Genomic DNA, 21,048 nt, shown 5'->3' with positions numbered 1-21,048 from the left:
AAATAAGTGAGCCGATTTTTCCGGACGGCAGTATTGGCAGCCGCTCCGCATTCCAATTGGCTCACCGGTTCACCCGCGGCCATGGCTGCGGTCATAGCCATTGGGCGGCGGGCTTTGCCAATCATCCAGCGCGCCTTTTTCCGGGGCAAAAATCTCAACCAGCAGCGGATAACAGGCGGCTGTATCGCTGGAATGCTCGGCCGAGCAATCACCGCCTGGGCAGGCGCTGAGGCTGCCCAGCAAATCAATTTCGGCAAAAAACTCCAGATAATCGCCGGGACGCACCGGGCTTGCCTTCATGAAATACTGGCCGGTATCGCGGGTGAAGCCGGTGCACATGAATACATTGAGGACATCATGCACATGCGGTTCCGCTTCTGCCAGGGGAACGCCCAAATGATCCGCCAGCGCCCGAGTCAGGTTGGAGTGACAGCAATGGTGGTACTGGCTGCCCGCCAGCAGATTGCCGGTGTAAGGGTCGCAGCGGGTGCCGATCACATCATGCACCGAACCGCCGTATTCATCCATGCCGTACCAGCCCAGCGTGTCCGCCACGATGGTCGCCATCGGGCGCAGATGCGGGAAGCTGGTCCACATCCGTTCGCCGGTGGTGATATGGGTGCCGTGCAGGGCGCGGGTCTTGCCGGAATAGAACCGCTCGCTGAGGTCATTCCTGTTCCACAGGTTCAGGTCGCCCACCTGCGGCCCCTCAACCGAGCTGATGCGGAAGAAATGCCCGGCGGGCACCTCGAAACAGGCGGCATCGCGGGGCGGCACCCGCACCTCTCCGGTCTTCACCGCGCCCACGCGCGCCTGGCTGTAGAGCGCCAAGTCCGGCACCGGCAGGGTGTCATTGGGGTAGCAGATTACCGGCTTGACGGCACGGCGGGCCGCCGCATCGGCGGGGGCAGCGGGAGTGCTGGACATTTGGGCAAACCTTCCTGTTCGTTTGCCCCATCAAGACCGCATCCCCGCCGGGGTGCAAGCCCTTCGCGCCACTGCCGCAAGCACATCTTGTCAGGCGCTGCGTTCCGGATTGCGGCAGATGCGCGGTGCTTCGCTGCCCGCGTCCACCGCACCGCAATAGCTGCAGCGCCACTGCCCTTCAGATTTCACCTGCCGCCAGCGGCAGTTGCGGGTCAGATCCAGCGCGCGGTGGCGCCACAGGAAATAGCAGAAGACGCCAACCGCCAGAACAGCAATGAGTATCATGCGGCCTGTCTAGCCCCGCCTGCCCCGCCCTTCAAATGGAAATGCCAGGCAGAACAGAGGCGCAACCGGCATCACGCTGCCTGGTAATATTCAAACAGCTGCTCCTGCTCCTGCACAGGCGCCACCGGCGCTTCAGGGGTGTAATAGGCATAGGCCTGCTCCAGCGCCTCAAGTGCGGCGCGGGCTTGCTGATCACGCTGATCTTGCTGGGTTTCAACAGGTTTCATCGGGCGGTCTCCTGACTTTCGGCACCATCCTCCCCTAAGCCGCAGCCTAGCCCGCGGCGCCGGCCTGCGCACCGCATGATTTTGCAGGTTTGCCATGCAGCCGCCGCAAGTCCTGCACCAGCCTCAGTTGATCAGCATGTGCCCTGCCAGCCCCAGCGCAAACCCGGCGACCGCCCCCAGCGCAGGCGCATTGCTGCGGCTGCTGTACGCATTGGGCGCGATATCCTGGAACAGCAGGTAAAGAATGCCGCCGGCGGCAAAGATCATGATCGCCCCCAGTGCGGCCTCGGCCTCAGCCAGCCAGACCAGCCCGGCCAGCGCACAGGCCGGGCCAAGCGCGGCCAGCCCCAGAAACAGCAGCAGCACATGCCAGCCCGGGCTGTCGCCGCTCCAGACCTCGCGGAAAGCGGCAAAACCCTCGGGCAAGTTCTGCAGAAAAATCATCAGCGCCAGCAGCTTGGCAGTGGCGGCATCAGCCACCAGCATTGCCCCCAGCGCCATCGCCTCCGGCAGGTAATCCAGCAGCATCGCCAGCAGCAGCGCGCCGCTGCCGCCACTGCGCTGCAAAACGGTATCGATCAGGTAGAAAACCAACCCGCCCGCAGCAAACAGGCCGACCGCCCAACGCGGCGGCAGCGCGTCTGCCGCCTCGGGCACCAGCACCAGCGCCACCGCTGATGCCAGCGCCCCGCCGCCAATAGCCGAGATGGTGTGCAGCACCCGGTCGCGCAGCGCTGGGTTGGTGATGTGCTCGCACCAGGCAAGCAGCCCGCCCAGCGGCATCGACAGGCCGGCAAAACCGGCCAGGAGTACGGCATAAACGTGCGGTTGCATTCCGGCAGGTTAGAACCGCGGCCCACCTGCCTCAACAGCAAAAATCACACGTTGATGCAGGAGGTTGCCTGCGCTGCCTGCGCCTCTGTCACATTCGGCCCGGACTGCACATTGCGCAACACAGTGGCCCCGGCGCCATGGCCCAGGAACTCGGTGCTGATCCGGACCTGGCCGGTGATCCCGGCCTCCGCGATACAGCCCGGAATCCTGGCGTCCGTTGCCGCCAGCTGGCCGCCGATACGGTCGTGATCCGTTGCCGTCATGCAGCCCGCCATCAGGGTCAGCGCACCTGCGGCGCATCCAAGAAGCCTCATGCCCGTAAATCCATTGCCTGCCAAAAACACACCCCCGGTTTCGCAGGAAACCGGGGGCCTTGCAATTTTCATCGCGCGAGACGGCGGATCCTTGCAGACCGCCTGCGGTGTTCAGACCGCGCGCTCGACCATCATCTTCTTGATATGCGCAATCGCCTTGGCCGGGTTCAGGCCTTTGGGGCAGGTCTTGGCGCAGTTCATGATGGTGTGGCAGCGGTAAAGCTTGAACGGGTCCTCGAGGTTGTCCAGACGCTCGCCAGTGGCCTCGTCCCGGCTGTCGATGATCCAGCGGTAGGCATGCAGCAGCGCGGCCGGCCCCAGGTAGCGGTCGCCGTTCCACCAGTAGCTCGGGCAGGAGGTCGAGCAGGATGCGCACATCACGCATTCATAGAGGCCATCCAGCTTCTTGCGGTCCTCGATGGACTGCTTCCACTCTTTCGCCGGGCGGTTGGTCTTGGTCTCCAGCCACGGCATGATCGAGGCATGCTGGGCATAGAAATGCGTCAGATCCGGGATCAGGTCCTTCACCACCGGCATATGCGGCAGCGGGTAGATCGCCACATCGCCCTTGATCTCATCCATGCCGTAAATACAGGCCAGCGTGTTGATGCCGTCGATGTTCATCGCGCAGGAGCCGCAGATCCCCTCGCGGCAGGAGCGGCGGAAGGTCAGGGTTGGGTCGATCTCGTTCTTGATCTTGATCAGCGCATCCAGAACCATCGGGCCGCAGCTGTCCATATCGACGAAATAAGTGTCGACCCGCGGGTTCTGGCCGTCATCCGGGTTCCAGCGGTAGATCTTGAACTTGCGCACATTGCTGGCGCCGTCCGGCTTGGGCCAGGTCTTGCCCGTGGTGATCTTGGAGTTCTTGGGGAGGCTGAATTGAACCATGGTCTGTCTCCTTAGAACGTCCGCGCCTTGGGCGCGATTTTCTTGAGGCTGATGCCGCCTTCGTCTTCGGTGGTCAGCGGATCCACGATCACCGGACGGTAGCTGAGATCCACCTTGTTGCCCTCAACGCGGGAGACGGTGTGGACACGCCAGTTCTCGTCGTCGCGGGTGGTGAAATCCTCATGCGCGTGGGCGCCGCGGCTTTCCTTGCGCGCTTCGGCGCCAACGATGGTGGCCAGCGCATTCGGCATCAGGTTCGTGAGCTCCAGCGTCTCCATCAGGTCGGAGTTCCAGACCAGCGAGCGGTCGGTCACCTGCAGGTCATCGAGCTTGGCCGCAATCGCGGTCATCTTCTCGACGCCTTCCGCCATGGTCTTGGAGGTGCGGAACACCGCCGCGTCTGCCTGCATGCACTTCTGCATCTCAAGGCGCAGGTCCGCGGTCGGGATGCCGCCTTTGGCGTTGCGCAGGGTGTCAAACCGGTCGAACGCCTTGTCGACGGAGGCCTGGTTCAGCACCGGGTTCGCTGCGTCGGCGTCCACAACCTTGCCCGCGCGGATGGCAGAGGCACGGCCGAAGACCACCAGGTCGATCAGCGAGTTGGAGCCAAGCCGGTTGGCGCCATGCACCGAGGCGCAGCCCGCCTCGCCCACGGCCATCAGGCCCGGCACCACGGCGGTCGGATCCTCGGCGGTCGGGTTCAGCACCTCGCCCCAATAGTTGGTCGGGATGCCGCCCATGTTGTAGTGCACGGTGGGCAGAACCGGGATCGGCTCCTTGGTCACATCCACGCCGGCAAAGATCTTGGCGCTTTCCGAAATACCCGGCAGCCGCTCCGCCAGCGCCTCGGCCGGCAGGTGGGAGAGGTTCAGGTGGATATGGTCGCCCTCGGCGCCGACGCCGCGGCCTTCACGGATCTCCATGGTCATGGAACGCGAGACATAGTCGCGCGGCGCCAAGTCCTTGTACTGGGGCGCATAGCGCTCCATGAACCGTTCGCCTTCGGAGTTGGTGAGATAGCCGCCCTCGCCCCGTGCGCCCTCGGTGATCAGGCAGCCGGAGCCGTAGATGCCGGTCGGGTGGAACTGCACGAACTCCATGTCCTGCAGCGCCAGGCCCGCGCGCGCCACCATGCCGCCGCCGTCGCCGGTGCAGGTATGCGCCGAGGTGGCGGAGAAGTAGGCGCGGCCATAGCCGCCGGTCGCCAGCACCACCATCTTGGCGTTGAAGACATGCATGGTGCCGTCATCCAGCTTCCAGCACACAACCCCCTGGCACTGCCCGTCCTCGGACATGATCAGGTCGATGGCGAAATACTCGATGTAGAATTCCGCGTTGTTTTTCAGCGACTGGCCATACAGCGTGTGCAGGATCGCGTGGCCGGTCCGGTCAGCGGCGGCGCAGGTGCGCTGCACCGCGGGGCCTTCACCGAATTCGGTGGTGTGGCCGCCGAACGGGCGCTGGTAGATCTTGCCTTCCTCGGTGCGCGAGAACGGCACGCCGTAATGCTCCAACTCGTAAACCGCCTTGGGGGCCTCGCGCGCCAGATATTCCATCGCGTCGGTGTCGCCCAGCCAGTCGGAGCCCTTGACGGTGTCATACATATGCCATTGCCAGCTGTCCGGGCCCATGTTGCCCAAGCTGGCGGCAATGCCGCCCTGCGCCGCCACGGTGTGGGAGCGGGTCGGGAACACCTTGGTCACACAGGCCGTGCGCAGCCCCTGCTCCGCCATGCCCAGCGTCGCACGGAGGCCAGCCCCGCCGGCGCCAACCACGACCACGTCATATTCATGTGTTTCGTATTCGTAAGCAGCCATTGATGAAAACCTCGGGGAGTTACAGGGCCAGGCGGATCAGCGCGTAAACGCCGGTCGCGGCCACGGCATAAGACAGGCAGGTGACCAGGATGATCGTCAGGCGGCCCTTAAAGCCGTGCACGTAGTCCTCGATCATGGTCTGGGCGCCCGATTTGAAATGCATCATGCCGACCACCAGGGTCAGCGCGGCCACGATGGCCGGGAACGGACGCGAGTAATAGGCGGTGATTTCCTCATAGGAGCCGCCCAGCGCGCTGCCGAAGGTGAAGACAAACAGCGGCACCAGGATCAGCAGCCCGATGGCGCTCACCTGCATGGACCAGTGATGGGCGGTGCCCGATTTGGCGGCGCCCATGCCAACGGCGCGCTTGCGGTCGGTCAGATAACGCATGGCGAAACTCTCCCTTGGCTCAGACGATGACGATGGTGATGAGGGTCAGGACAACAGAGCCGATCACGACGGCCCAGCCCAGCTTCTCGGCCTGCTCCAGGTCCAGCATGTAGCCGTTGTCCCAGATCAGGTGCCGGACGCCCGCCAGCGTGTGATACCACAGGCCCAGCGCCGACAGCGTCATCACCAGATCGCCGAACCAGCTGGTCAGCAGGCCGTTGGCAGTGGCGAAATAGTCAGGCGAGGTTGCGGCGGCCAGGAACCACCAGGCGATCAGCAGCGCGGAAACGATCAGCGCGTTGCCGGTGATCCGCGTCAGGATCGACGTCACGGAGGTCAGCTGCGGCCGGTAGACCTGCAAATGCGGCGAAAGCGGGCGGTTGCCCCGATTGACATCGGCCATGTTGGCTCCTTTTCAGGTTGGCTGACGACGTTTTAGCCGATTTTTACGGCGTGTCACCCGGCGGATCGGTCAAATCCGGCAGGTTTCTGGCCTGTTGGCGCTAAAACGCCACGGCTTGTGATCACAGCAAATAATTAGTGATCACAAATCCTCTGGTTGAAAATTTTTTGCAGAATCACAAGGCAATCTGCAAATCACTGCAAAGCCGCGCCGCCCTGGCGGGCCCCGGGCAGCAGCGCCGCAGTCTGCCGCGCCACTTCCCGCACCAGCTTCTTGCGGATGCGCGACGGGTAGTCGGCAAAGCTCGCGGCAGAGACCACAAAGGCCCCCTCGCCGCGGATCACATTTTCGAAGAAATAGGCGGTCAACTCCGGCTCGCTCTGCTCGATGGCGATGGCATTCACGGTCACATTGGCAGCCGCCAGCGCTGCATGCGCCGCCCGCGGCTCAACCCCTTCATTGGAGAAACCGTCGCCGGAGACATCGATCACCCGGCGCCTGCAATGCGCCACCGCCGGAAACTGCTCAAGCGCCAGAAACAGCGCCTCGCCCACGGCGGTCGAGTAGTTGCGCCAGGGACGCGGCGCCTGCTCGATCTGCTGCGCCAGCGCTTCCACATCGCCGAAGGTCCGGATTTCAGCCCAGGGCAGTGTCACTTCCTGCCGCGACTGCCCGGACCATTGCATCAGCAGCACCTGGGCGCGTGCCTTGACCAGCGCCTCAGAGACCACCCCGTCGCGCAGCCCCGCCGCCAGACCGTCCATCTGAATGCGGTATTCCTCGGCATCGACAGAGCCAGAGACATCCACCGCCAGCACCAATGCCAGATCGCAGGCCGCTGCCTTCAGCGGCCAGAGGGAGAGCATGGAGAAAACCAGAAGCTGCAAAACCCGCATGCCGCCAGCTTAAGCGGCAATGGCGCGAAAGGTCATCACAATTCTGCCAGCCGCGGGAAAACCCCGCAGCTACTTTGCTGATTTGAAGCACCTTGCGGATGAGCGCCAGCGGCGGCAGGGGCCGGCGCCCCTGCCCGCTCACTTCGGCATCAAAGCCCAGTAATCCAGATCCAGCAGCACATCCGGCAGATACTTGCCGTCCTCGCCCTTCAGCTCAAACGGCGCGCCGCCCTTGGTCGCGACCAGCCGCAGCCGGATCGCGCCGACGCCGGGCGCCGCGGTGTCGGCCTTGTCCAGCACCTCGGACCAGGCCCGCACGGTAAGACCCGACAGGCAGGGGTTGGCGTGCGCTCCGCCATTCAGGCCGACAATCATCTGCGCGTTGGCCAGCCCGTTGAAGCTCAGCGTCCGCGCCATCGAGATCACATGGCCGCCATAGATCAGCCTTGTGCCGTCGGGCCGCGCGGTGTTGTCGAAATGCACCTTGGCGGTGTTCTGCCACAGCCGGGTCGCCATCATGTGCTCGGCTTCCTCGATGGTGACGCCGTCCACATGGTCGATGGTCTCGCCCACCTCATAGTCGCCCCAGCGGTGCGGCTCGCCTGCCAGGGTGAAATCGTAGTTGGAGAAATCCAGCCCAGCCGGGATCACCAGCTGATCTGCCGGGATCACCTTGTTCAGCTCGGGGATCACCGTCTCCGGCGCCGGCGCATCCAGGTCGCGTTTGCGCACCATCACCCAGCGCACGTATTCCATCACGCATTCATCGCGCTGGTTCAGCCCGCGGGTGCGCACATAGACCACGCCGGATTTGCCGTTGGAGTTCTGCTTGAGGCCGATCACCTCGGACTCCGAGCGCAGCGTGTCGCCGGGATAAACCGGCAGCAGCCAGCGCCCCTCGGCATAGCCGAGGTTCGCCAGCGCATTGAGGGAGATGTCCGGCACCGTTTTGCCGAACACCACATGGAAGGCCGCCAGATCATCCAGCGGCGCTGAGGGCAGACCAGAGGCCCGGGCAAATTCATCCGAAGAATAGAGCGCATGGCGCGCCGGGTAGAGCGCGTGATAGAGCGCCCGCTCGCCGCCTGACACCGTGCGGGGCACCGCATGGGCGATCACCTCGCCCACGGTGTAATCTTCGAAAAACCGGCCCGGATTGGTCTTGGCCATCAGTGCTCTCCCAGTTTGGTCTCAGGGGTGTAGGTTCCGTCCGCTTCCTTCACCACCGCTTGGCCGCAGCGCATGATCCCCTTGACGGGATCAAAAGCCTGGGTCGGGCTGCCGTGCAGTTCCCAGCCCTTGTTCAGCGCATCGGTCACCTTGTGGCAGAAGGCGGAGGTGTCGTCCTCGGACAAAAATCGGTACAGTTTCATGGCTTCCTATCCTGCTCTCGGGTCTATCCGCCAAACGGCGACGGGCCGACCAGGCCATGGACGTAGCCGATCACCCCCATCAGGACAATCGAGGCGGCAAGGAACATCCCGTCCTTGGCGATGGTGCCCTTGGGGCCCGGCTGCCAGCCCGGCTCGGCGCGGTTGATCACGACCTTCTCGGCGATGGACCAGGCCCACAGACCGCCGAACAGGACAAAGGACGCCGGATCCCAGTTCACCAGCAGGTGCGCCAGCGCCCACAGGCCGAAGCCCGTCAGCATCGGGTGGCGCATCTTGTAGAACAGCGCCCCCTTATGCGGGCCGGGGCTCATGAAATAGATCGCAACCAGAACCAGCAGGTTGTTGATGTGTGTCAGGAACGGCGGAACCAGCGCCAGGTCGAAGCTCTCGGCGGAGCGGTAGCCCAGCACCATCAGCACCACACCGGCCACGAGCACCAGCGCCACCACGCCGCGCCCGCCATTGCCCATGGAGGCGCGCATATCCGGCGCCAGCCGTTTGAACAGGTGGCCGCCCCACCACAGCAGAAGTCCCAGGATCAAAAGCGCCATATCAGCCCCTCTTAGATGTTAAGCTGATTAACACCTATGCGGAAAGCGCGGCGATTGCATCCGCTTTTGCCAGAATCTCACGCGCCGTTACAACATGCAGGTTCTCGACTATCTTGCCGTCGACCACGGCAACACCCTGCCCTGCGGCCTGCGCCTCATCAAATGCGGCAATCTGGCGGCGGGAGGTGTCGATCTCGCGCTCAGTCGGGGCAAAGGCCGCATTGGCCACCTCCACCTGCGCCGGGTGGATCAGGGTCTTGCCGTCAAAGCCCATGTCGCGGCCTTGCGCGCATTCCGCGGCCAGCCCCTCCACGTCCTTGAAAGCGTTATAGACGCCATCGACAATCACCAGCCCCTCGGCCTTGGCCGCCAGCAGACACAGGCCCAGCCCCGCCATCATCGGCATCCGGTCGGGGCGGTAGCGGGTCTGCAGTTCCTTGGCCAGGTCGTTGGTGCCCATCACCATGCCCTGCAGCTTGGGATGCGCGGCAATTGCGGCGGCGTTCAGCATACCGCGCGGGGTTTCCATCATGGCCCACAGCGGAATGTCCCCGGTTATCTCCGCCAGCGCGTCCAGATCCGCCGGCGCGTTCACCTTGGGCAGCAGAATCGCGTCGCAATCCATCTTGGCCGCGGCGATGGCATCTTCGCGGCCCCATTCGGTATCCAGCCCGTTGATCCGCACGATCTTCATCCGCGCGCCAAAGCCGCCGGCCTCCAGCGCCTGTGCCAAAGTCGCGCGGGCATTGGGTTTTTCGTCGACAGAGACCGCATCCTCAAGATCAAAGATCACCGCGTCCACCGGCAGGGTCTTGGCCTTCTCCAGCGCACGGGGCTTGGAGCCGGGAATATACAAAACCGAACGGTAAGGGCGCGTGCGCGGGTCCATCGAGCCTCTCCTAAAGTTATTTTGTTGCGTAAAGCGGTACAGATTCGACTGTATACTTTCAAGTACAATTCCGCCGCAGCGCAGCGTAACCTGTCGCGCATTTGCAGCAAGCAGCTGATAACATGCGTGAATTTTCAGCGCACGCCCGGTTAACCACTTATCAGCACCTGACCGGCACACTGAAAGATACCAAGGCACAGGATCACCGCCGCCCGACCGGGCCGCACCTGATGCCCGCAGGCATGGGGCCTGCATTCCGCACCGCGTCACACACCGGCCCGCTCAGGGATACCGGGGGCTGCCCTCCAGCTCCCCGCCCTGCCCGGCCGTTCCGGAAAGGGTAAAACGAGATGAAAAAGACACTTCTTGCACTCCCGCTGGCCCTGGCCGCATTTGCCATGGCCGCCGCTCCCGCCGCCGCGCAAAGCCGCAACTGCGCCCCGCGCGACATTGTGGTGAAACGGCTGGCGGAGAAATACGGCGAAAGCCGCCAGAGCATCGGCATGGGCCAGCAGGGCATGGTGATGGAAACCTTCGCCTCTGCCGACACCGGCAGCTGGACCATCACCGTCACCACCCCCAACGGCATGACCTGCCTGGTGGCCTCCGGCCAGTCCTATGAAGTGCTCGCAGAAGCACTGCCAAACACCGACAGCGACGCCTGAGCAGCCCGAGCAGTTATTCGAGCAGTTATTGAGGCAGGTATCCCGGCTGCATTCGCTGCGGCCGGGGACGCCACGGCGGGCGGCGCCTGGATATACAGGTCAGGTCAGCCCGTCCCAGATCAGCTTGCTGCCGGTCACCAGCAGCAGCACATATGTGAGCGCAAAGAACCAGCGCTCCGGGATGGAATGGTGCAGCTTCACCCCCAGCCAGGCCCCCAGCAGGGCAAATGGGGCCAGCAGCAGATCCAGCAGCAGGGTTTCACGTGTGAACATCCCCAGCCCGGCATAAGGCACCGCCTTGGCGATGTTGATGGCCCAGAAGATCAGCACCGTGCTGGCCTGGTATTCGGTCTTCCGCAACTTCAGGCTGAGGAGGTAGACCGCGGCCGGCGGCCCGCCCGCATGGCTGACAAAACTGGTGAACCCCACCGCCAGACCGGCCAGCGCCCCCGCGCCCGTGGAAAGCGGCGCATCTGCTGCCAGCCGCAGCCCCAGCCGCGCCCGCAGCTGCCACAGCACAAAGCCGACCGACACCGCCCCGATCAGCACCCGCATCGCATCCGCATCCACCGCCGCATAAAGCCAGGCTCCCAGCGCCACGCCGGGCAATCCGCCGCCGATCAGCAGCAAGGACGCCCGCAGGTTCCAGCGCCCCCAGTAGGGTTTCAGCGTTGCAACATCGATCAGCATCAGCAAGGGCAGCATCAGCGCCAGCGCGGTGCCCGGCTCCAGCACCAGCGCCAGAATCGAAGCCGAGGCAAAGGCCGCGCCGGACCCGAAACCGCCCTTGGAAACGCCCGCAAAAACGACCGCCGGGATGGCAAAAACGAAAAACATCGCCTCAAATCCCGCCATGGCACGCTCTCCGAAACCCCCAGATTACAGACGGTTTAGCGGTATCAGCATGGTATACACAAGCATACAGAGCCGAATGCCGCAGCGCAGAACCCTTGCACGGGCGGCGGATAGGCCGTAGGCATCAGGAAATTTCAACCGGACCGGAGACATTTTCCAATGGCACGACCCAAAATCGCCCTCATCGGCGCAGGTCAGATCGGCGGCACCCTCGCGCATCTCGCAGCTCTCAAGGAACTGGGCGACGTCGTTCTGTTCGACATCGCCGAAGGCATCCCCGAAGGCAAGGCGCTGGACATCGCAGAATCCGGTCCTTCCGAGGGCTTCGACGCCTCGCTGAAGGGCACCCAGTCCTATGAGGACATCGCAGGCGCCGACGTCTGCATCGTCACCGCCGGCGTGCCGCGCAAGCCGGGCATGAGCCGCGACGACCTGCTGGGCATCAACCTCAAGGTGATGAAATCCGTCGGTGAAGGCATCCGCGACCACGCGCCGAACGCCTTCGTCATCTGCATCACCAACCCGCTGGACGCGATGGTCTGGGCGCTGCGCGAATTCTCCGGCCTGCCCCACAACAAGGTTTGCGGCATGGCCGGCGTGCTGGACTCGGCCCGCTTCCGCCACTTCCTGGCCGAGGAATTCGGCGTTTCCATGCGCGACGTCACCGCATTCGTGCTGGGCGGCCACGGCGACACCATGGTGCCGTCGGTGCGCTACTCCACCGTTGCAGGCATCCCGCTGCCCGACCTGGTCCAGATGGGCTGGACCACCCAGGAGCGCCTGGACGCGATCCTGCAGCGCACCCGTGACGGCGGCGCCGAGATCGTCGGCCTGCTGAAAACCGGCTCCGCCTTCTATGCGCCGGCCACCTCCGCCATCGAAATGGCCGAAGCCTATCTGAAAGACCAGAAGCGCGTGCTGCCCTGCGCCGCCTATTGCGACGGCGAGCTGGGCGTCAAGGACATGTATGTGGGCGTGCCTACCGTGATCGGCGCCGGCGGCATCGAGAAGGTGGTGAACATCCAGCTGAACGAGGAAGAGCAGTTGATGTTCGACAACTCGGTCAACGCTGTGAAGGGCCTGGTCGAGGCCTGCAAGGGCATCGACGCCTCGCTGGCCTAAGGCCCGCCTCCCGGAACAGACCAAGGGCCCGCGCCGTGCGGGCCCTTTTCTTTTGCCGCGGCGCCCCGCTGTCCGGCGCTGACGGTTTTGATGCATGATGCGGCGGAGCCAGCCTTTGGCCGCCGGTTCGAATCACCCGCACCAGGCTTCCGCCGGTTTGTGATCACACCCCCAAAACCTGTGATCACAAAGTCTGGAAATCTTCGGCATTTCTGCGCTGCCCGTCAAAAAAACCTTTAACACTTGGCTTTAAGACGGCCTATTGAACAACGACAATTGCAGCCAGACGGGACAGTTTCAAATGAACATCCACGAATATCAGGCCAAAGCCCTCCTTCGCAGCTACGGTGCTCCGGTGTCCGACGGACGCGTGGTGCTTCGGGCCGAAGAAGCCAAAACCGCCGCCGGTGAACTCGACGGCCCGCTGTGGGTGGTCAAAGCGCAGATCCACGCGGGCGGCCGTGGCAAGGGCTCCTTCAAGGAGGCTGACGCCGGCGAAAAGGGCGGCGTGCGCCTGACCAAATCGGTGGAGGAAGCGGCCGAGGAAGCCAAGAAGATGCTGGGCCGCACCCTGGTCACTCATCAGACCGGCCCGGCGGGCAAGCAGGTGAACCGCATCTACATCGAGGCGGGCTCCGGCATCCAGACCGAACTGTACCTGGCGCTGCTGGTCGACCGCCAGACCTCGCGCATCTCCTTTGTCTGCTCCACCGAGGGCGGCATGGATATCGAGGAAGTGGCCGCCGCCACCCCTGAGAAGATCCTGTCCTTCTCCGTCGATCCGGCCACCGGCTACCAGGCCTACCACGGCCGCCGCATCGCCTTCTCGCTGGGCCTCGAAGGCCAGCAGGTCAAGCAGTGCGTCAAGCTGATGGGCCAGCTGTACAAAGCCTTCGTCGAGAAGGACATGGAGATGCTGGAGATCAACCCGCTGATCATCGGCGACGACGGCAACCTCAAGGTGCTGGACGCCAAGGTCGGTTTCGACGGCAACGCGGTCTACCGCCACGCCGACGTGGCAGAGCTGCGCGACACCACCGAGGAAGACCCGAAAGAGCTGGAAGCCTCCAAGTACGACCTGAACTACATCGCGCTCGACGGCGAGATCGGCTGCATGGTGAACGGCGCGGGCCTGGCGATGGCCACCATGGACATCATCAAGCTCTACGGCGCCGAGCCCGCCAACTTCCTCGATGTGGGCGGCGGCGCCACCAAGGAGAAGGTGACCGAGGCGTTCAAGATCATCACCTCCGACCCCAACGTCAAAGGCATCCTGGTCAACATCTTCGGCGGCATCATGCGCTGCGACGTGATCGCAGAAGGCGTGGTTGCCGCGGTGAAGGAAGTCGGCCTGAAGGTGCCGCTGGTGGTCCGGCTTGAGGGCACCAACGTCGAGAAGGGCAAGGAGATCATCAACACCTCCGGCCTCGACGTCATCGCCGCCGACAACCTGAAGGACGGCGCCGAGAAGATCGTGAAGGCGGTCAAGGGCTAAGGACCTGATCCGGTGAAAGCGGCTGTCTACCTCATAGGCTTGCAGCAGGCAGTGGGCCGGGCGGAGCTGATGCAGCGGGAGCTGGATCAGGCCGGGCTCACGGCCACGCGGATCGACGCGGTGGACAGCACCGCCGTCAGCCGCGAGGAGATGCTCGAGCAGTGCCGGGACGAGGGCAACTGGGGCTATTTCCAGACCAAGGACATGGCCTGCACCCTCAGCCATGCCAAGGCCTGGGAAGCGCTGCTGGCCTCTGACGCCGATGTGGCGCTGATCCTGGAGGACGACGTTTTCCTGTCGCCCGACACCGGCGCCTGGCTAAACGATCTGTCCTGGTGGCCTGCCGACGCCGGCATCGTCAAGTTCGAACGCTGGCGGGCCAAAAGGCTGCAGGTGGCGCTTGGCAAGGGCGGCTTCACCCATCTCGGCCGCGAGGTGCGCCAGCTGATGTCCCGCCACTCGGGCGGCGCGGCTTACGTGATCTCGCGCCAGGCTGCGCAGCACTTTCTCGACAGCCGCCCGTTCGACATCACGCTGGACAACCTGCTGTTCAACTTCGATGCCTCCAAGCCTGCGCGCGGCATCAAGATTTATCAGGTTCAGCCGGCGCTGGCCGAACAGGGCAATGATGTGCGCGGCGAAAGAGGCATCGGCCCCAAGCGCCACCGGCCCAAGGGCTGGCCGCTGATCCGCCAGAAACTCCGGCGCGGGATTTTCGAGTTCCGCGGCGGTTTCCGAATACTTCCCAATGTGGTCCTGGGGCGGGCCACCCTCGAAAAAATCCGCTTCGACGGCCGATCCCTGGCCACCCCGCAGACCCAACACACACATACCGCTTGAAGGAACCGACAACATGGCAGTCCTCATCGACGAAAACACCAAGGTTATCTGTCAGGGCTTTACCGGCTCGCAGGGCACTTTCCACTCCGAACAGGCCATCGCCTACGGCACCAAGATGGTCGGCGGCGTGACCCCCGGCAAGGGCGGCCAGACCCACCTGAACCTGCCGGTCTTCAACTCCGTGCATGAGGCTAAGGCGGTGACCGAGGCCAATGCCTCGGTGATCTACGTGCCGCCGCCGTTTGCCGCGGACTCGATCCTCGAGGCCATCGACGCCGAGATGGAAGTGATCGTGGCAATCACCGAGGGCATCCCGGTTCTCGACATGATGAAGGTGAAGCGGGCGCTGGAGAACTCCAAGTCGATCCTGATCGGCCCCAACTGCCCCGGCGTGATCACCCCGGACGCCTGCAAGATCGGCATCATGCCCGGCCACATCCACCGCCGCGGCTCCGTCGGCGTTGTGTCCCGCTCCGGCACCCTGACCTATGAGGCGGTGAAGCAGACCACCGACGTCGGGCTCGGCCAGTCGACCTGCGTCGGCATCGGCGGCGACCCGATCAAGGGCACCGAGCATATCGACGTGCTGGAATGGTTCCTGGCCGACGACGAGACCGAAAGCATCATCATGATCGGCGAAATCGGCGGCTCTGCCGAGGAAGAAGCGGCCCAGTTCCTGGCCGATGAGGCCAAGAAGGGCCGCAAGAAGCCGGTTGCAGGCTTCATTGCCGGCCGCACCGCCCCTCCGGGCCGCCGCATGGGCCACGCGGGCGCGATTGTCGCCGGCGGCAAAGGCGGCGCCGAGGACAAGATCGAAGCGATGAAATCCGCGGGCATCGTGGTCGCCGAAAGCCCGGCCGGGCTGGGCGAAGCGGTGCTGAAAGCGATCGGCAAGTAAATGTCTCCCGCAGCGCGTCACGGCAGTGTCCAGCGCCCGTCCCGGCGGGGAGGGTGCGAAGCGCCCGCCCCGTGGGGGGCGGGACGGGCGCTGCCCGGCGCTCTGCGCCGGGCGGGTGCGCTCGCAATTGCAGTTCTACTCAGCACCACCTTTGGAGCTTCGCAAACCAGTGCTGCTCAAGAGCTAACAAACCCCGTTAAGGATGTTGTTGACCTCTGCTCACACCAAGTAGGAAACCGCAAAGCTATCGTCCAATTGTTCGTTGATCGCGGATGGGAAAATGTTGCCAGGCCCGTGCCAACAGCGATGCCAAATTTAATGGCTGATGGTGATCTCATTCACACCTTCGTTTCAAAACAAGCAAACTTCTCAGGCATTGATACAGCAACTGCAACTATTCCAGACATGGCCCCGACAGTGGAGGCATTTCTTAGCACGACAGAGCGCGGTATTTTTGACGCCTTATGGTGGGACGGTTCAAGCAATGCCCTGTTGCTCATCAACGATGGCATCAGTGGAAGTGAAGAACTGAGATGCCGACTATATGGCGGCAAACACGATGGCGCATCTGAATTAGTTGCTGCTATTCGTGATTTCCAAGGTGATGAAGATGAAAAGCAATACGGGCCGGTTTCGGCTATCGACGCACTTTTCTTTGGCGACCCACCCTATCGCCCGTTCTCAGGAGGCTTAGGTTTTCTTGCCAAACTTGGCGTAATTCAAAACCCTCCGCTAACCGAACCGCAAATTGGAGCCGGACGTTCCAACTTCACAATTTATTATTTGAATGCTGATGAATTCGGTGACCGTTTCGAGCGGGAACCACACGCGTCCTACATCCTTTGGGTAATCCGCCCTTCCTCAAAGTGAGGCACTAAAATGACCGAACAAAGCCCCAACGACCTCTTCCACGCCTCTTCCTTCATGCAGGGGCACAATGCGGAGTATCTGGAGCAGCTCTATGCCCAGTACGCCAATGACCCGAACGCGGTGGATGCCGCCTGGGCGGAGTTCTTCCGCCAGATGGGCGACGCCGAACTGGACGTGAAGGCTGAGGCCACAGGCCCCTCCTGGGCGCGCAAGGACTGGCCGCCGGCGCTGGACGACGATCTGACCGGCGCGCTGACCGGCGAATGGCCGGCCCCGGCCGAGGCCAAAGGCGCCGCCAAGAAAATCCGCGGCAAGGCCGCCGCCAAGGGCGTCGAGGTCACCGACGACCAGGTGCAGCGCGCAGTGCTGGACTCGATCCGCGCCCTGATGCTGATCCGCGCCTACCGGATCCGCGGCCATCTGGCCGCCGACCTCGATCCGCTGGGCATGCGCGCCGCCACGCCGCATCCGGAGCTGGATCCCAAGAGCTACGGCTTCACCGATGCCGACATGGACCGGCCGATCTTCATCGACAACGTGCTGGGCCTGCAGGTTGCGACCATGCGCCAGATCGTCGACATCGTGAAACGCACCTACTGCGGCACCTTCGCGCTGCAGTACATGCACATTTCCGACCCTGAGCAATCCGCCTGGCTGAAGGAGCGGATCGAGGGCTACAACAAGGAAATCACCTTCACCCGAGAGGGCCGCAAAGCGATCCTCAACAAGATGGTCGAGGCCGAGGGCTTCGAGAAATTCCTGCACGTCAAATACACCGGCACCAAGCGGTTCGGCCTCGACGGCGGCGAAAGCCTGATCCCGGCAATGGAGCAGATCATCAAGCGCGGCGGCGCGCTGGGGGTGAAGGACATCGTGATCGGCATGCCGCACCGCGGCCGCCTCAACATCCTCGCCAACGTCATGCAGAAGCCCTACCGGGCGATCTTCAACGAATTCCAGGGCGGCAGCTTCAAACCCGAAGACGTGGACGGCTCCGGCGACGTGAAATACCACCTCGGCGCCTCCTCCGACCGCGAGTTCGACGGCAACACCGTGCACCTCAGCCTGACCGCCAACCCGTCCCACCTGGAGGCGGTGAACCCGGTGGTTCTGGGCAAGGTCCGCGCCAAGCAGGACCAGCTGGGCGACAGCGACCGCAGCCAGGTGCTGCCGGTGCTGCTGCACGGCGACGCGGCCTTTGCCGGCCAGGGCGTGGTGGCGGAATGCTTTGCGCTCTCCGGCCTGCGCGGCCACAAGACCGGCGGCACCATGCACCTTGTGGTGAACAACCAGATCGGCTTTACCACCGCGCCGCATTTCTCGCGCTCCTCGCCCTACCCCACGGACAACGCGCTGGTGGTTGAGGCGCCGATCTTCCATGTGAACGGCGACGACCCGGAGGCAGTGGTGCACGCCGCCAAGGTCGCCACCGAGTTCCGCCAGAAGTTCCACAAGGACGTGGTCATCGACATCTTCTGCTACCGCCGCTTCGGTCACAACGAAGGCGACGAGCCGATGTTCACCAACCCCTTGATGTACAAGAAGATCAAGGGCCACAAGACCACGCTCACCCTCTACACCGACCGGCTGGTCAAGGACGGGCTGATCCCGGAGGGCGAGATCGAGGACATGAAGGCCGCGTTCCAGGCTCATCTCAACGAGGAGTTCGAGACCGGCAAGGACTACAAGCCGAACAAGGCCGACTGGCTGGACGGGCGCTGGTCGCACCTGAACAAGAAAGACGCCGACTACCAGCGCGGCAGCACCGCCATTGCGCCGGAAACCATGGCCGAAATCGGCACCGCCCTCAGCCGGGTGCCGGACGGCTTCCCGCTGCACCGGACGGTGGGCCGCTTCCTGGACGCCCGCGGCAAGATGTTCGAGAGCGGCGAAGGCTTTGACTGGGCCACCGGCGAGGCGCTGGCCTTCGGCTCGCTGATGCTGGAAGGCTACCCGGTGCGCCTGGCAGGCCAGGACGCCACCCGCGGCACCTTCTCGCAGCGCCATTCCGGCATCGTCAACCAGGAGACCGAGGAGCGCTACTACCCGCTCAACAACATCCGCGCGGGCCAGTCCCAGTACGAGGTGATCGACTCGGCCCTGTCGGAATACGCGGTGCTGGGCTTTGAGTACGGCTATTCGCTGGCCGAACCCAACGCGCTGACCTTGTGGGAAGCCCAGTTCGGCGATTTCGCCAACGGCGCCCAGATCATGTTCGACCAGTTCATCTCCTCGGGCGAAAGCAAATGGCTCAGGATGTCGGGCCTGGTCTGCCTGCTGCCGCACGGCTTTGAGGGCCAGGGGCCGGAGCACTCCTCCGCCCGCTTGGAGCGCTTCCTGCAGATGTGCGGCCAGGACAACTGGATCGTCGCCAACTGCACCACGCCCGCGAACTACTTCCACATCCTGCGCCGCCAGCTGCACCGCACCTTCCGCAAGCCGCTGATCCTGGTGACCCCGAAATCGCTGCTGCGCCACAAGCTGGCGATCAGCAACGCCGAGGACTTCACCACCGGCTCCAGCTTCCACCGGGTTCTGTGGGATGACGCGCAGAAGGGCAACTCCGTCACCCGGCTGGTGGCGGACGACAAGATCAAGCGCGTCGTCATGTGCTCGGGCAAGGTGTACTACGACCTGCTGGAAGAGCGCGACGCCCGCGGCATCGATGACGTCTACCTGATGCGGATCGAGCAGTTCTACCCGTTCCCGGCCATCTCCATGGTGAAGGAGCTTGAGCGCTTCAAGCAGGCCGAGATGGTCTGGTGCCAGGAAGAGCCCAAGAACCAGGGCGCCTGGACCTTCATCGAGCCCAACATCGAATGGGTGCTGAGCCGCATCGGCGCCAAGCACACCCGGCCGGTCTATGCGGGCCGCGCCACCTCGGCCTCGCCGGCAACCGGCCTGGCCAGCGAACACAAAGCCCAACAAGCAGCCCTCGTGAACGAAGCGCTGAGCATCTGAGGATAAAGAGACATGACAACCGAAGTCCGCGTACCCACTCTGGGCGAATCCGTGACCGAGGCCACCGTGGCCACCTGGTTCAAGAAACCCGGCGACGCCGTCAGCGCCGATGAAATGCTCTGCGAGCTGGAAACCGACAAGGTGACGGTCGAGGTCCCCTCGCCCGCCGCCGGCACCCTGGGCGAGATTGTCGCCGCAGAAGGCGAGACCGTCGGCGTCGACGCGCTGCTTGCAACCCTGTCCGAGGCCAATGGCGCCGCCACCGCCCCGGCCGCTGCTGCGGCTGCACCGGCTCCTGCTGCTGCGCCCTCCGGCGATGCCGGCGCACCGGTGCCGGTCATGGTCCCCTCGCTTGGCGAGTCGGTGTCCGAGGCAACCGTTTCGTCCTGGTTCAAGAAAGTGGGCGACACCGTCGCGCAGGACGAAATGCTGTGCGAACTGGAAACCGACAAGGTTTCCGTCGAAGTGCCCGCGCCCGCAGCGGGTGTGCTGACCGAAATCCTGGCCGCCGAAGGCGACACCGTGCAGGCCGCCGCGCAGCTGGGCGTGATCGCGGGCGGCGCAGCGGGCGCAGCCCCCGCCCCGGCCGCCGCAGCAGCCCCGGCGGCTTCCGCTCCGGCCAAGGATGTCGCCAACGCGCCCTCTGCTGAGAAGGCGATGGCGGAGGCCGGCATCGACGGCTCGCAGGTCACCGGCACCGGCCGCGACGGCCGCATCATGAAGGAAGACGTTGCCGCGGCCCTCGCCGCCGCCAAATCCGCGCCTGCCGCAGCCCCGGCGCCCGCCCAGGTACGCGGCCCGGTAACCGCCGATGACGCCGCCCGCGAGGAGCGGGTCAAGATGACCCGCCTGCGCCAGACCATTGCCAAGCGCCTGAAAGACGCCCAGAACACCGCCGCCATCCTGACCACCTACAACGAGGTGGACATGACCGAGGTGATGGCGCTGCGCAACCAGTACAAGGACCAGTTCGAGAAGAAGCACGGCGTCCGCCTCGGCTTCATGTCGTTCTTCACCAAGGCCTGCTGCCACGCGCTGAAGGAGGTGCCGGAAGTCAACGCCGAGATCGACGGCACCGACATCGTCTACAAGAACTTCGTGCACATGGGCGTTGCCGCGGGCACCCCGCAGGGCCTGGTGGTGCCGGTGATCCGCGACGCCGACCGGATGTCCTTTGCCGAGATCGAAAAGGCGATTTCCGAGAAGGGCAAGCGCGCCCGCGACGGCAAGCTCAGCATGGCCGAGATGCAGGGCGGCACCTTCACCATCTCCAACGGCGGCGTCTACGGCTCGCTGATGTCCTCGCCGATCCTGAACCCGCCGCAGTCCGGCATCCTGGGCATGCACAAGATCCAGGACCGCCCGATGGTGGTGAACGGCGAGATCAAGATCCGCCCGATGATGTATCTGGCCCTGTCCTACGACCACCGCATCGTCGACGGCAAAGGCGCCGTGACCTTCCTGGTCCGCGTCAAGGAAGCCCTCGAGGATCCGCGCCGCTTGCTGATGGATTTGTAAGCTAA

The 21,048-nt window shown here is 64.1% G+C and carries 23 protein-coding genes; 8 read left to right on the top strand and 15 right to left on the bottom strand.

Going from position 1 to position 21,048, the window contains the following annotated elements; all coding sequences use genetic code 11:
• Positions 1 to 69 precede the first annotated feature (69 nt).
• The 14 genes from KUW17_RS12595 to KUW17_RS12530 all read right to left on the bottom strand — a co-directional run bounded on the left by KUW17_RS12595 (position 70) and on the right by KUW17_RS12530 (position 9,819).
• A complete protein-coding gene (locus KUW17_RS12595) occupies positions 70 to 927 on the bottom strand; it encodes an urea carboxylase-associated family protein (protein WP_222479554.1) in 858 nt (285 codons plus the stop codon).
• Between the two features lie 90 nt (positions 928 to 1,017).
• Positions 1,018 to 1,212, bottom strand: coding sequence for a hypothetical protein (locus KUW17_RS12590; protein WP_222479551.1), 195 nt, complete (start codon positions 1,210 to 1,212; stop codon positions 1,018 to 1,020).
• A gap of 71 nt (positions 1,213 to 1,283) precedes the next feature.
• Positions 1,284 to 1,439, bottom strand: a complete 156-nt coding sequence (locus KUW17_RS12585) for a hypothetical protein (protein WP_222479549.1) — start codon at positions 1,437 to 1,439, stop codon at positions 1,284 to 1,286.
• A gap of 123 nt (positions 1,440 to 1,562) precedes the next feature.
• Positions 1,563 to 2,273 (bottom strand): ZIP family metal transporter, encoded by a 711-nt coding sequence (locus tag KUW17_RS12580; protein WP_222479547.1) that lies wholly within the window; start codon positions 2,271 to 2,273, stop codon positions 1,563 to 1,565.
• 44 nt (positions 2,274 to 2,317) lie between these two features.
• Positions 2,318 to 2,587 (bottom strand): hypothetical protein, encoded by a 270-nt coding sequence (locus tag KUW17_RS12575; protein ID WP_222479545.1) that lies wholly within the window; start codon positions 2,585 to 2,587, stop codon positions 2,318 to 2,320.
• 111 nt (positions 2,588 to 2,698) lie between these two features.
• Positions 2,699 to 3,478: a succinate dehydrogenase iron-sulfur subunit gene (locus KUW17_RS12570; RefSeq protein ID WP_222479543.1), complete on the bottom strand. Its 780-nt coding sequence runs from the start codon at positions 3,476 to 3,478 to the stop codon at positions 2,699 to 2,701.
• Between the two features lie 11 nt (positions 3,479 to 3,489).
• A complete protein-coding gene (sdhA, locus tag KUW17_RS12565) occupies positions 3,490 to 5,295 on the bottom strand; it encodes a succinate dehydrogenase flavoprotein subunit (RefSeq protein ID WP_222479541.1) in 1,806 nt (601 codons plus the stop codon).
• A 19-nt stretch (positions 5,296 to 5,314) separates the two neighbouring features.
• Positions 5,315 to 5,686 carry a succinate dehydrogenase, hydrophobic membrane anchor protein gene (sdhD, locus tag KUW17_RS12560; RefSeq protein WP_222479539.1) on the bottom strand — a complete coding sequence of 124 codons (372 nt, stop codon included), beginning with the start codon at positions 5,684 to 5,686 and terminating at the stop codon, positions 5,315 to 5,317.
• A 19-nt stretch (positions 5,687 to 5,705) separates the two neighbouring features.
• Positions 5,706 to 6,089, bottom strand: coding sequence for a succinate dehydrogenase, cytochrome b556 subunit (gene sdhC, locus KUW17_RS12555; protein WP_222479537.1), 384 nt, complete (start codon positions 6,087 to 6,089; stop codon positions 5,706 to 5,708).
• Positions 6,090 to 6,283: 194 nt separating this feature from the next.
• Entirely contained in the window at positions 6,284 to 6,985 is a 702-nt protein-coding gene (locus KUW17_RS12550) for a DUF1194 domain-containing protein (protein WP_222479535.1), read from the bottom strand.
• A gap of 138 nt (positions 6,986 to 7,123) precedes the next feature.
• The gene (locus tag KUW17_RS12545) at positions 7,124 to 8,155 is read right to left on the bottom strand and encodes a MaoC family dehydratase (protein WP_222479533.1); all 1,032 of its coding nucleotides are present in this window, start codon (positions 8,153 to 8,155) and stop codon (positions 7,124 to 7,126) included.
• The gene (locus KUW17_RS12540; protein ID WP_027235108.1) at positions 8,155 to 8,358 is read right to left on the bottom strand and encodes a DUF1737 domain-containing protein; all 204 of its coding nucleotides are present in this window, start codon (positions 8,356 to 8,358) and stop codon (positions 8,155 to 8,157) included. Before KUW17_RS12540 ends, KUW17_RS12545 begins: the two co-directional genes overlap by 1 nt.
• Positions 8,359 to 8,381: 23 nt before the next feature.
• Positions 8,382 to 8,930: an NnrU family protein gene (locus KUW17_RS12535; protein ID WP_222479531.1), complete on the bottom strand. Its 549-nt coding sequence runs from the start codon at positions 8,928 to 8,930 to the stop codon at positions 8,382 to 8,384.
• A 34-nt stretch (positions 8,931 to 8,964) separates the two neighbouring features.
• The gene (locus KUW17_RS12530; protein ID WP_222479529.1) at positions 8,965 to 9,819 is read right to left on the bottom strand and encodes an HpcH/HpaI aldolase/citrate lyase family protein; all 855 of its coding nucleotides are present in this window, start codon (positions 9,817 to 9,819) and stop codon (positions 8,965 to 8,967) included.
• 350 nt (positions 9,820 to 10,169) lie between these two features.
• Between KUW17_RS12530 and KUW17_RS12525 the strand changes: the two genes are divergently transcribed.
• On the top strand, positions 10,170 to 10,484 hold the full coding sequence (locus KUW17_RS12525) for a hypothetical protein (protein ID WP_222479527.1): 315 nt from the start codon (positions 10,170 to 10,172) through the stop codon (positions 10,482 to 10,484).
• A 99-nt stretch (positions 10,485 to 10,583) separates the two neighbouring features.
• On the opposite strand, the gene KUW17_RS12520 is transcribed toward KUW17_RS12525, so the two are convergent.
• Positions 10,584 to 11,339: a sulfite exporter TauE/SafE family protein gene (locus KUW17_RS12520; protein WP_222479525.1), complete on the bottom strand. Its 756-nt coding sequence runs from the start codon at positions 11,337 to 11,339 to the stop codon at positions 10,584 to 10,586.
• A 159-nt stretch (positions 11,340 to 11,498) separates the two neighbouring features.
• On the opposite strand from KUW17_RS12520, the gene mdh reads away from it, so the two are divergent.
• From mdh to odhB, 7 genes are all read left to right on the top strand, one after another.
• Positions 11,499 to 12,461 (top strand): malate dehydrogenase, encoded by a 963-nt coding sequence (gene mdh / locus KUW17_RS12515; protein WP_222479523.1) that lies wholly within the window; start codon positions 11,499 to 11,501, stop codon positions 12,459 to 12,461.
• 301 nt (positions 12,462 to 12,762) lie between these two features.
• Entirely contained in the window at positions 12,763 to 13,956 is a 1,194-nt protein-coding gene (gene sucC / locus KUW17_RS12510; RefSeq protein ID WP_222479521.1) for an ADP-forming succinate--CoA ligase subunit beta, read from the top strand.
• A 12-nt stretch (positions 13,957 to 13,968) separates the two neighbouring features.
• Complete coding sequence (locus KUW17_RS12505) at positions 13,969 to 14,796, top strand: glycosyltransferase family 25 protein (protein WP_222479518.1); 828 nt, start codon at positions 13,969 to 13,971, stop codon at positions 14,794 to 14,796.
• A 13-nt stretch (positions 14,797 to 14,809) separates the two neighbouring features.
• Positions 14,810 to 15,694, top strand: coding sequence for a succinate--CoA ligase subunit alpha (gene sucD, locus KUW17_RS12500; protein WP_222479516.1), 885 nt, complete (start codon positions 14,810 to 14,812; stop codon positions 15,692 to 15,694).
• 318 nt (positions 15,695 to 16,012) lie between these two features.
• Positions 16,013 to 16,564, top strand: coding sequence for a hypothetical protein (locus KUW17_RS12495; protein WP_222479514.1), 552 nt, complete (start codon positions 16,013 to 16,015; stop codon positions 16,562 to 16,564).
• A 9-nt stretch (positions 16,565 to 16,573) separates the two neighbouring features.
• Positions 16,574 to 19,525 (top strand): 2-oxoglutarate dehydrogenase E1 component, encoded by a 2,952-nt coding sequence (locus KUW17_RS12490; RefSeq protein ID WP_222479512.1) that lies wholly within the window; start codon positions 16,574 to 16,576, stop codon positions 19,523 to 19,525.
• Positions 19,526 to 19,537: 12 nt separating this feature from the next.
• On the top strand, positions 19,538 to 21,043 hold the full coding sequence (odhB, locus tag KUW17_RS12485; protein WP_222479510.1) for a 2-oxoglutarate dehydrogenase complex dihydrolipoyllysine-residue succinyltransferase: 1,506 nt from the start codon (positions 19,538 to 19,540) through the stop codon (positions 21,041 to 21,043).
• Positions 21,044 to 21,048 lie beyond the last annotated feature (5 nt).

The organism is Leisingera aquaemixtae (assembly GCF_019801145.1).
Lineage (GTDB): Bacteria > Pseudomonadota > Alphaproteobacteria > Rhodobacterales > Rhodobacteraceae > Leisingera > Leisingera aquaemixtae_A.
Note: the sequence above shows the minus strand (reverse complement) of the source record. Positions and strands in the feature narration are given on the sequence as shown.

Coding starts and splice junctions, on each gene's coding strand:
- KUW17_RS12595 (WP_222479554.1), bottom strand. CDS start 927: ATGTCCAGCACTCCCGCTGCCCCCGCCGATGCGGCGGCCCGCCGTGCC.
- KUW17_RS12590 (WP_222479551.1), bottom strand. CDS start 1,212: ATGATACTCATTGCTGTTCTGGCGGTTGGCGTCTTCTGCTATTTCCTG.
- KUW17_RS12585 (WP_222479549.1), bottom strand. CDS start 1,439: ATGAAACCTGTTGAAACCCAGCAAGATCAGCGTGATCAGCAAGCCCGC.
- KUW17_RS12580 (WP_222479547.1), bottom strand. CDS start 2,273: ATGCAACCGCACGTTTATGCCGTACTCCTGGCCGGTTTTGCCGGCCTG.
- KUW17_RS12575 (WP_222479545.1), bottom strand. CDS start 2,587: ATGAGGCTTCTTGGATGCGCCGCAGGTGCGCTGACCCTGATGGCGGGC.
- KUW17_RS12570 (WP_222479543.1), bottom strand. CDS start 3,478: ATGGTTCAATTCAGCCTCCCCAAGAACTCCAAGATCACCACGGGCAAG.
- sdhA (WP_222479541.1), bottom strand. CDS start 5,295: ATGGCTGCTTACGAATACGAAACACATGAATATGACGTGGTCGTGGTT.
- sdhD (WP_222479539.1), bottom strand. CDS start 5,686: ATGCGTTATCTGACCGACCGCAAGCGCGCCGTTGGCATGGGCGCCGCC.
- sdhC (WP_222479537.1), bottom strand. CDS start 6,089: ATGGCCGATGTCAATCGGGGCAACCGCCCGCTTTCGCCGCATTTGCAG.
- KUW17_RS12550 (WP_222479535.1), bottom strand. CDS start 6,985: ATGCGGGTTTTGCAGCTTCTGGTTTTCTCCATGCTCTCCCTCTGGCCG.
- KUW17_RS12545 (WP_222479533.1), bottom strand. CDS start 8,155: ATGGCCAAGACCAATCCGGGCCGGTTTTTCGAAGATTACACCGTGGGC.
- KUW17_RS12540 (WP_027235108.1), bottom strand. CDS start 8,358: ATGAAACTGTACCGATTTTTGTCCGAGGACGACACCTCCGCCTTCTGC.
- KUW17_RS12535 (WP_222479531.1), bottom strand. CDS start 8,930: ATGGCGCTTTTGATCCTGGGACTTCTGCTGTGGTGGGGCGGCCACCTG.
- KUW17_RS12530 (WP_222479529.1), bottom strand. CDS start 9,819: ATGGACCCGCGCACGCGCCCTTACCGTTCGGTTTTGTATATTCCCGGC.
- KUW17_RS12525 (WP_222479527.1), top strand. CDS start 10,170: ATGAAAAAGACACTTCTTGCACTCCCGCTGGCCCTGGCCGCATTTGCC.
- KUW17_RS12520 (WP_222479525.1), bottom strand. CDS start 11,339: ATGGCGGGATTTGAGGCGATGTTTTTCGTTTTTGCCATCCCGGCGGTC.
- mdh (WP_222479523.1), top strand. CDS start 11,499: ATGGCACGACCCAAAATCGCCCTCATCGGCGCAGGTCAGATCGGCGGC.
- sucC (WP_222479521.1), top strand. CDS start 12,763: ATGAACATCCACGAATATCAGGCCAAAGCCCTCCTTCGCAGCTACGGT.
- sucD (WP_222479516.1), top strand. CDS start 14,810: ATGGCAGTCCTCATCGACGAAAACACCAAGGTTATCTGTCAGGGCTTT.
- KUW17_RS12495 (WP_222479514.1), top strand. CDS start 16,013: ATGGCTGATGGTGATCTCATTCACACCTTCGTTTCAAAACAAGCAAAC.
- KUW17_RS12490 (WP_222479512.1), top strand. CDS start 16,574: ATGACCGAACAAAGCCCCAACGACCTCTTCCACGCCTCTTCCTTCATG.
- odhB (WP_222479510.1), top strand. CDS start 19,538: ATGACAACCGAAGTCCGCGTACCCACTCTGGGCGAATCCGTGACCGAG.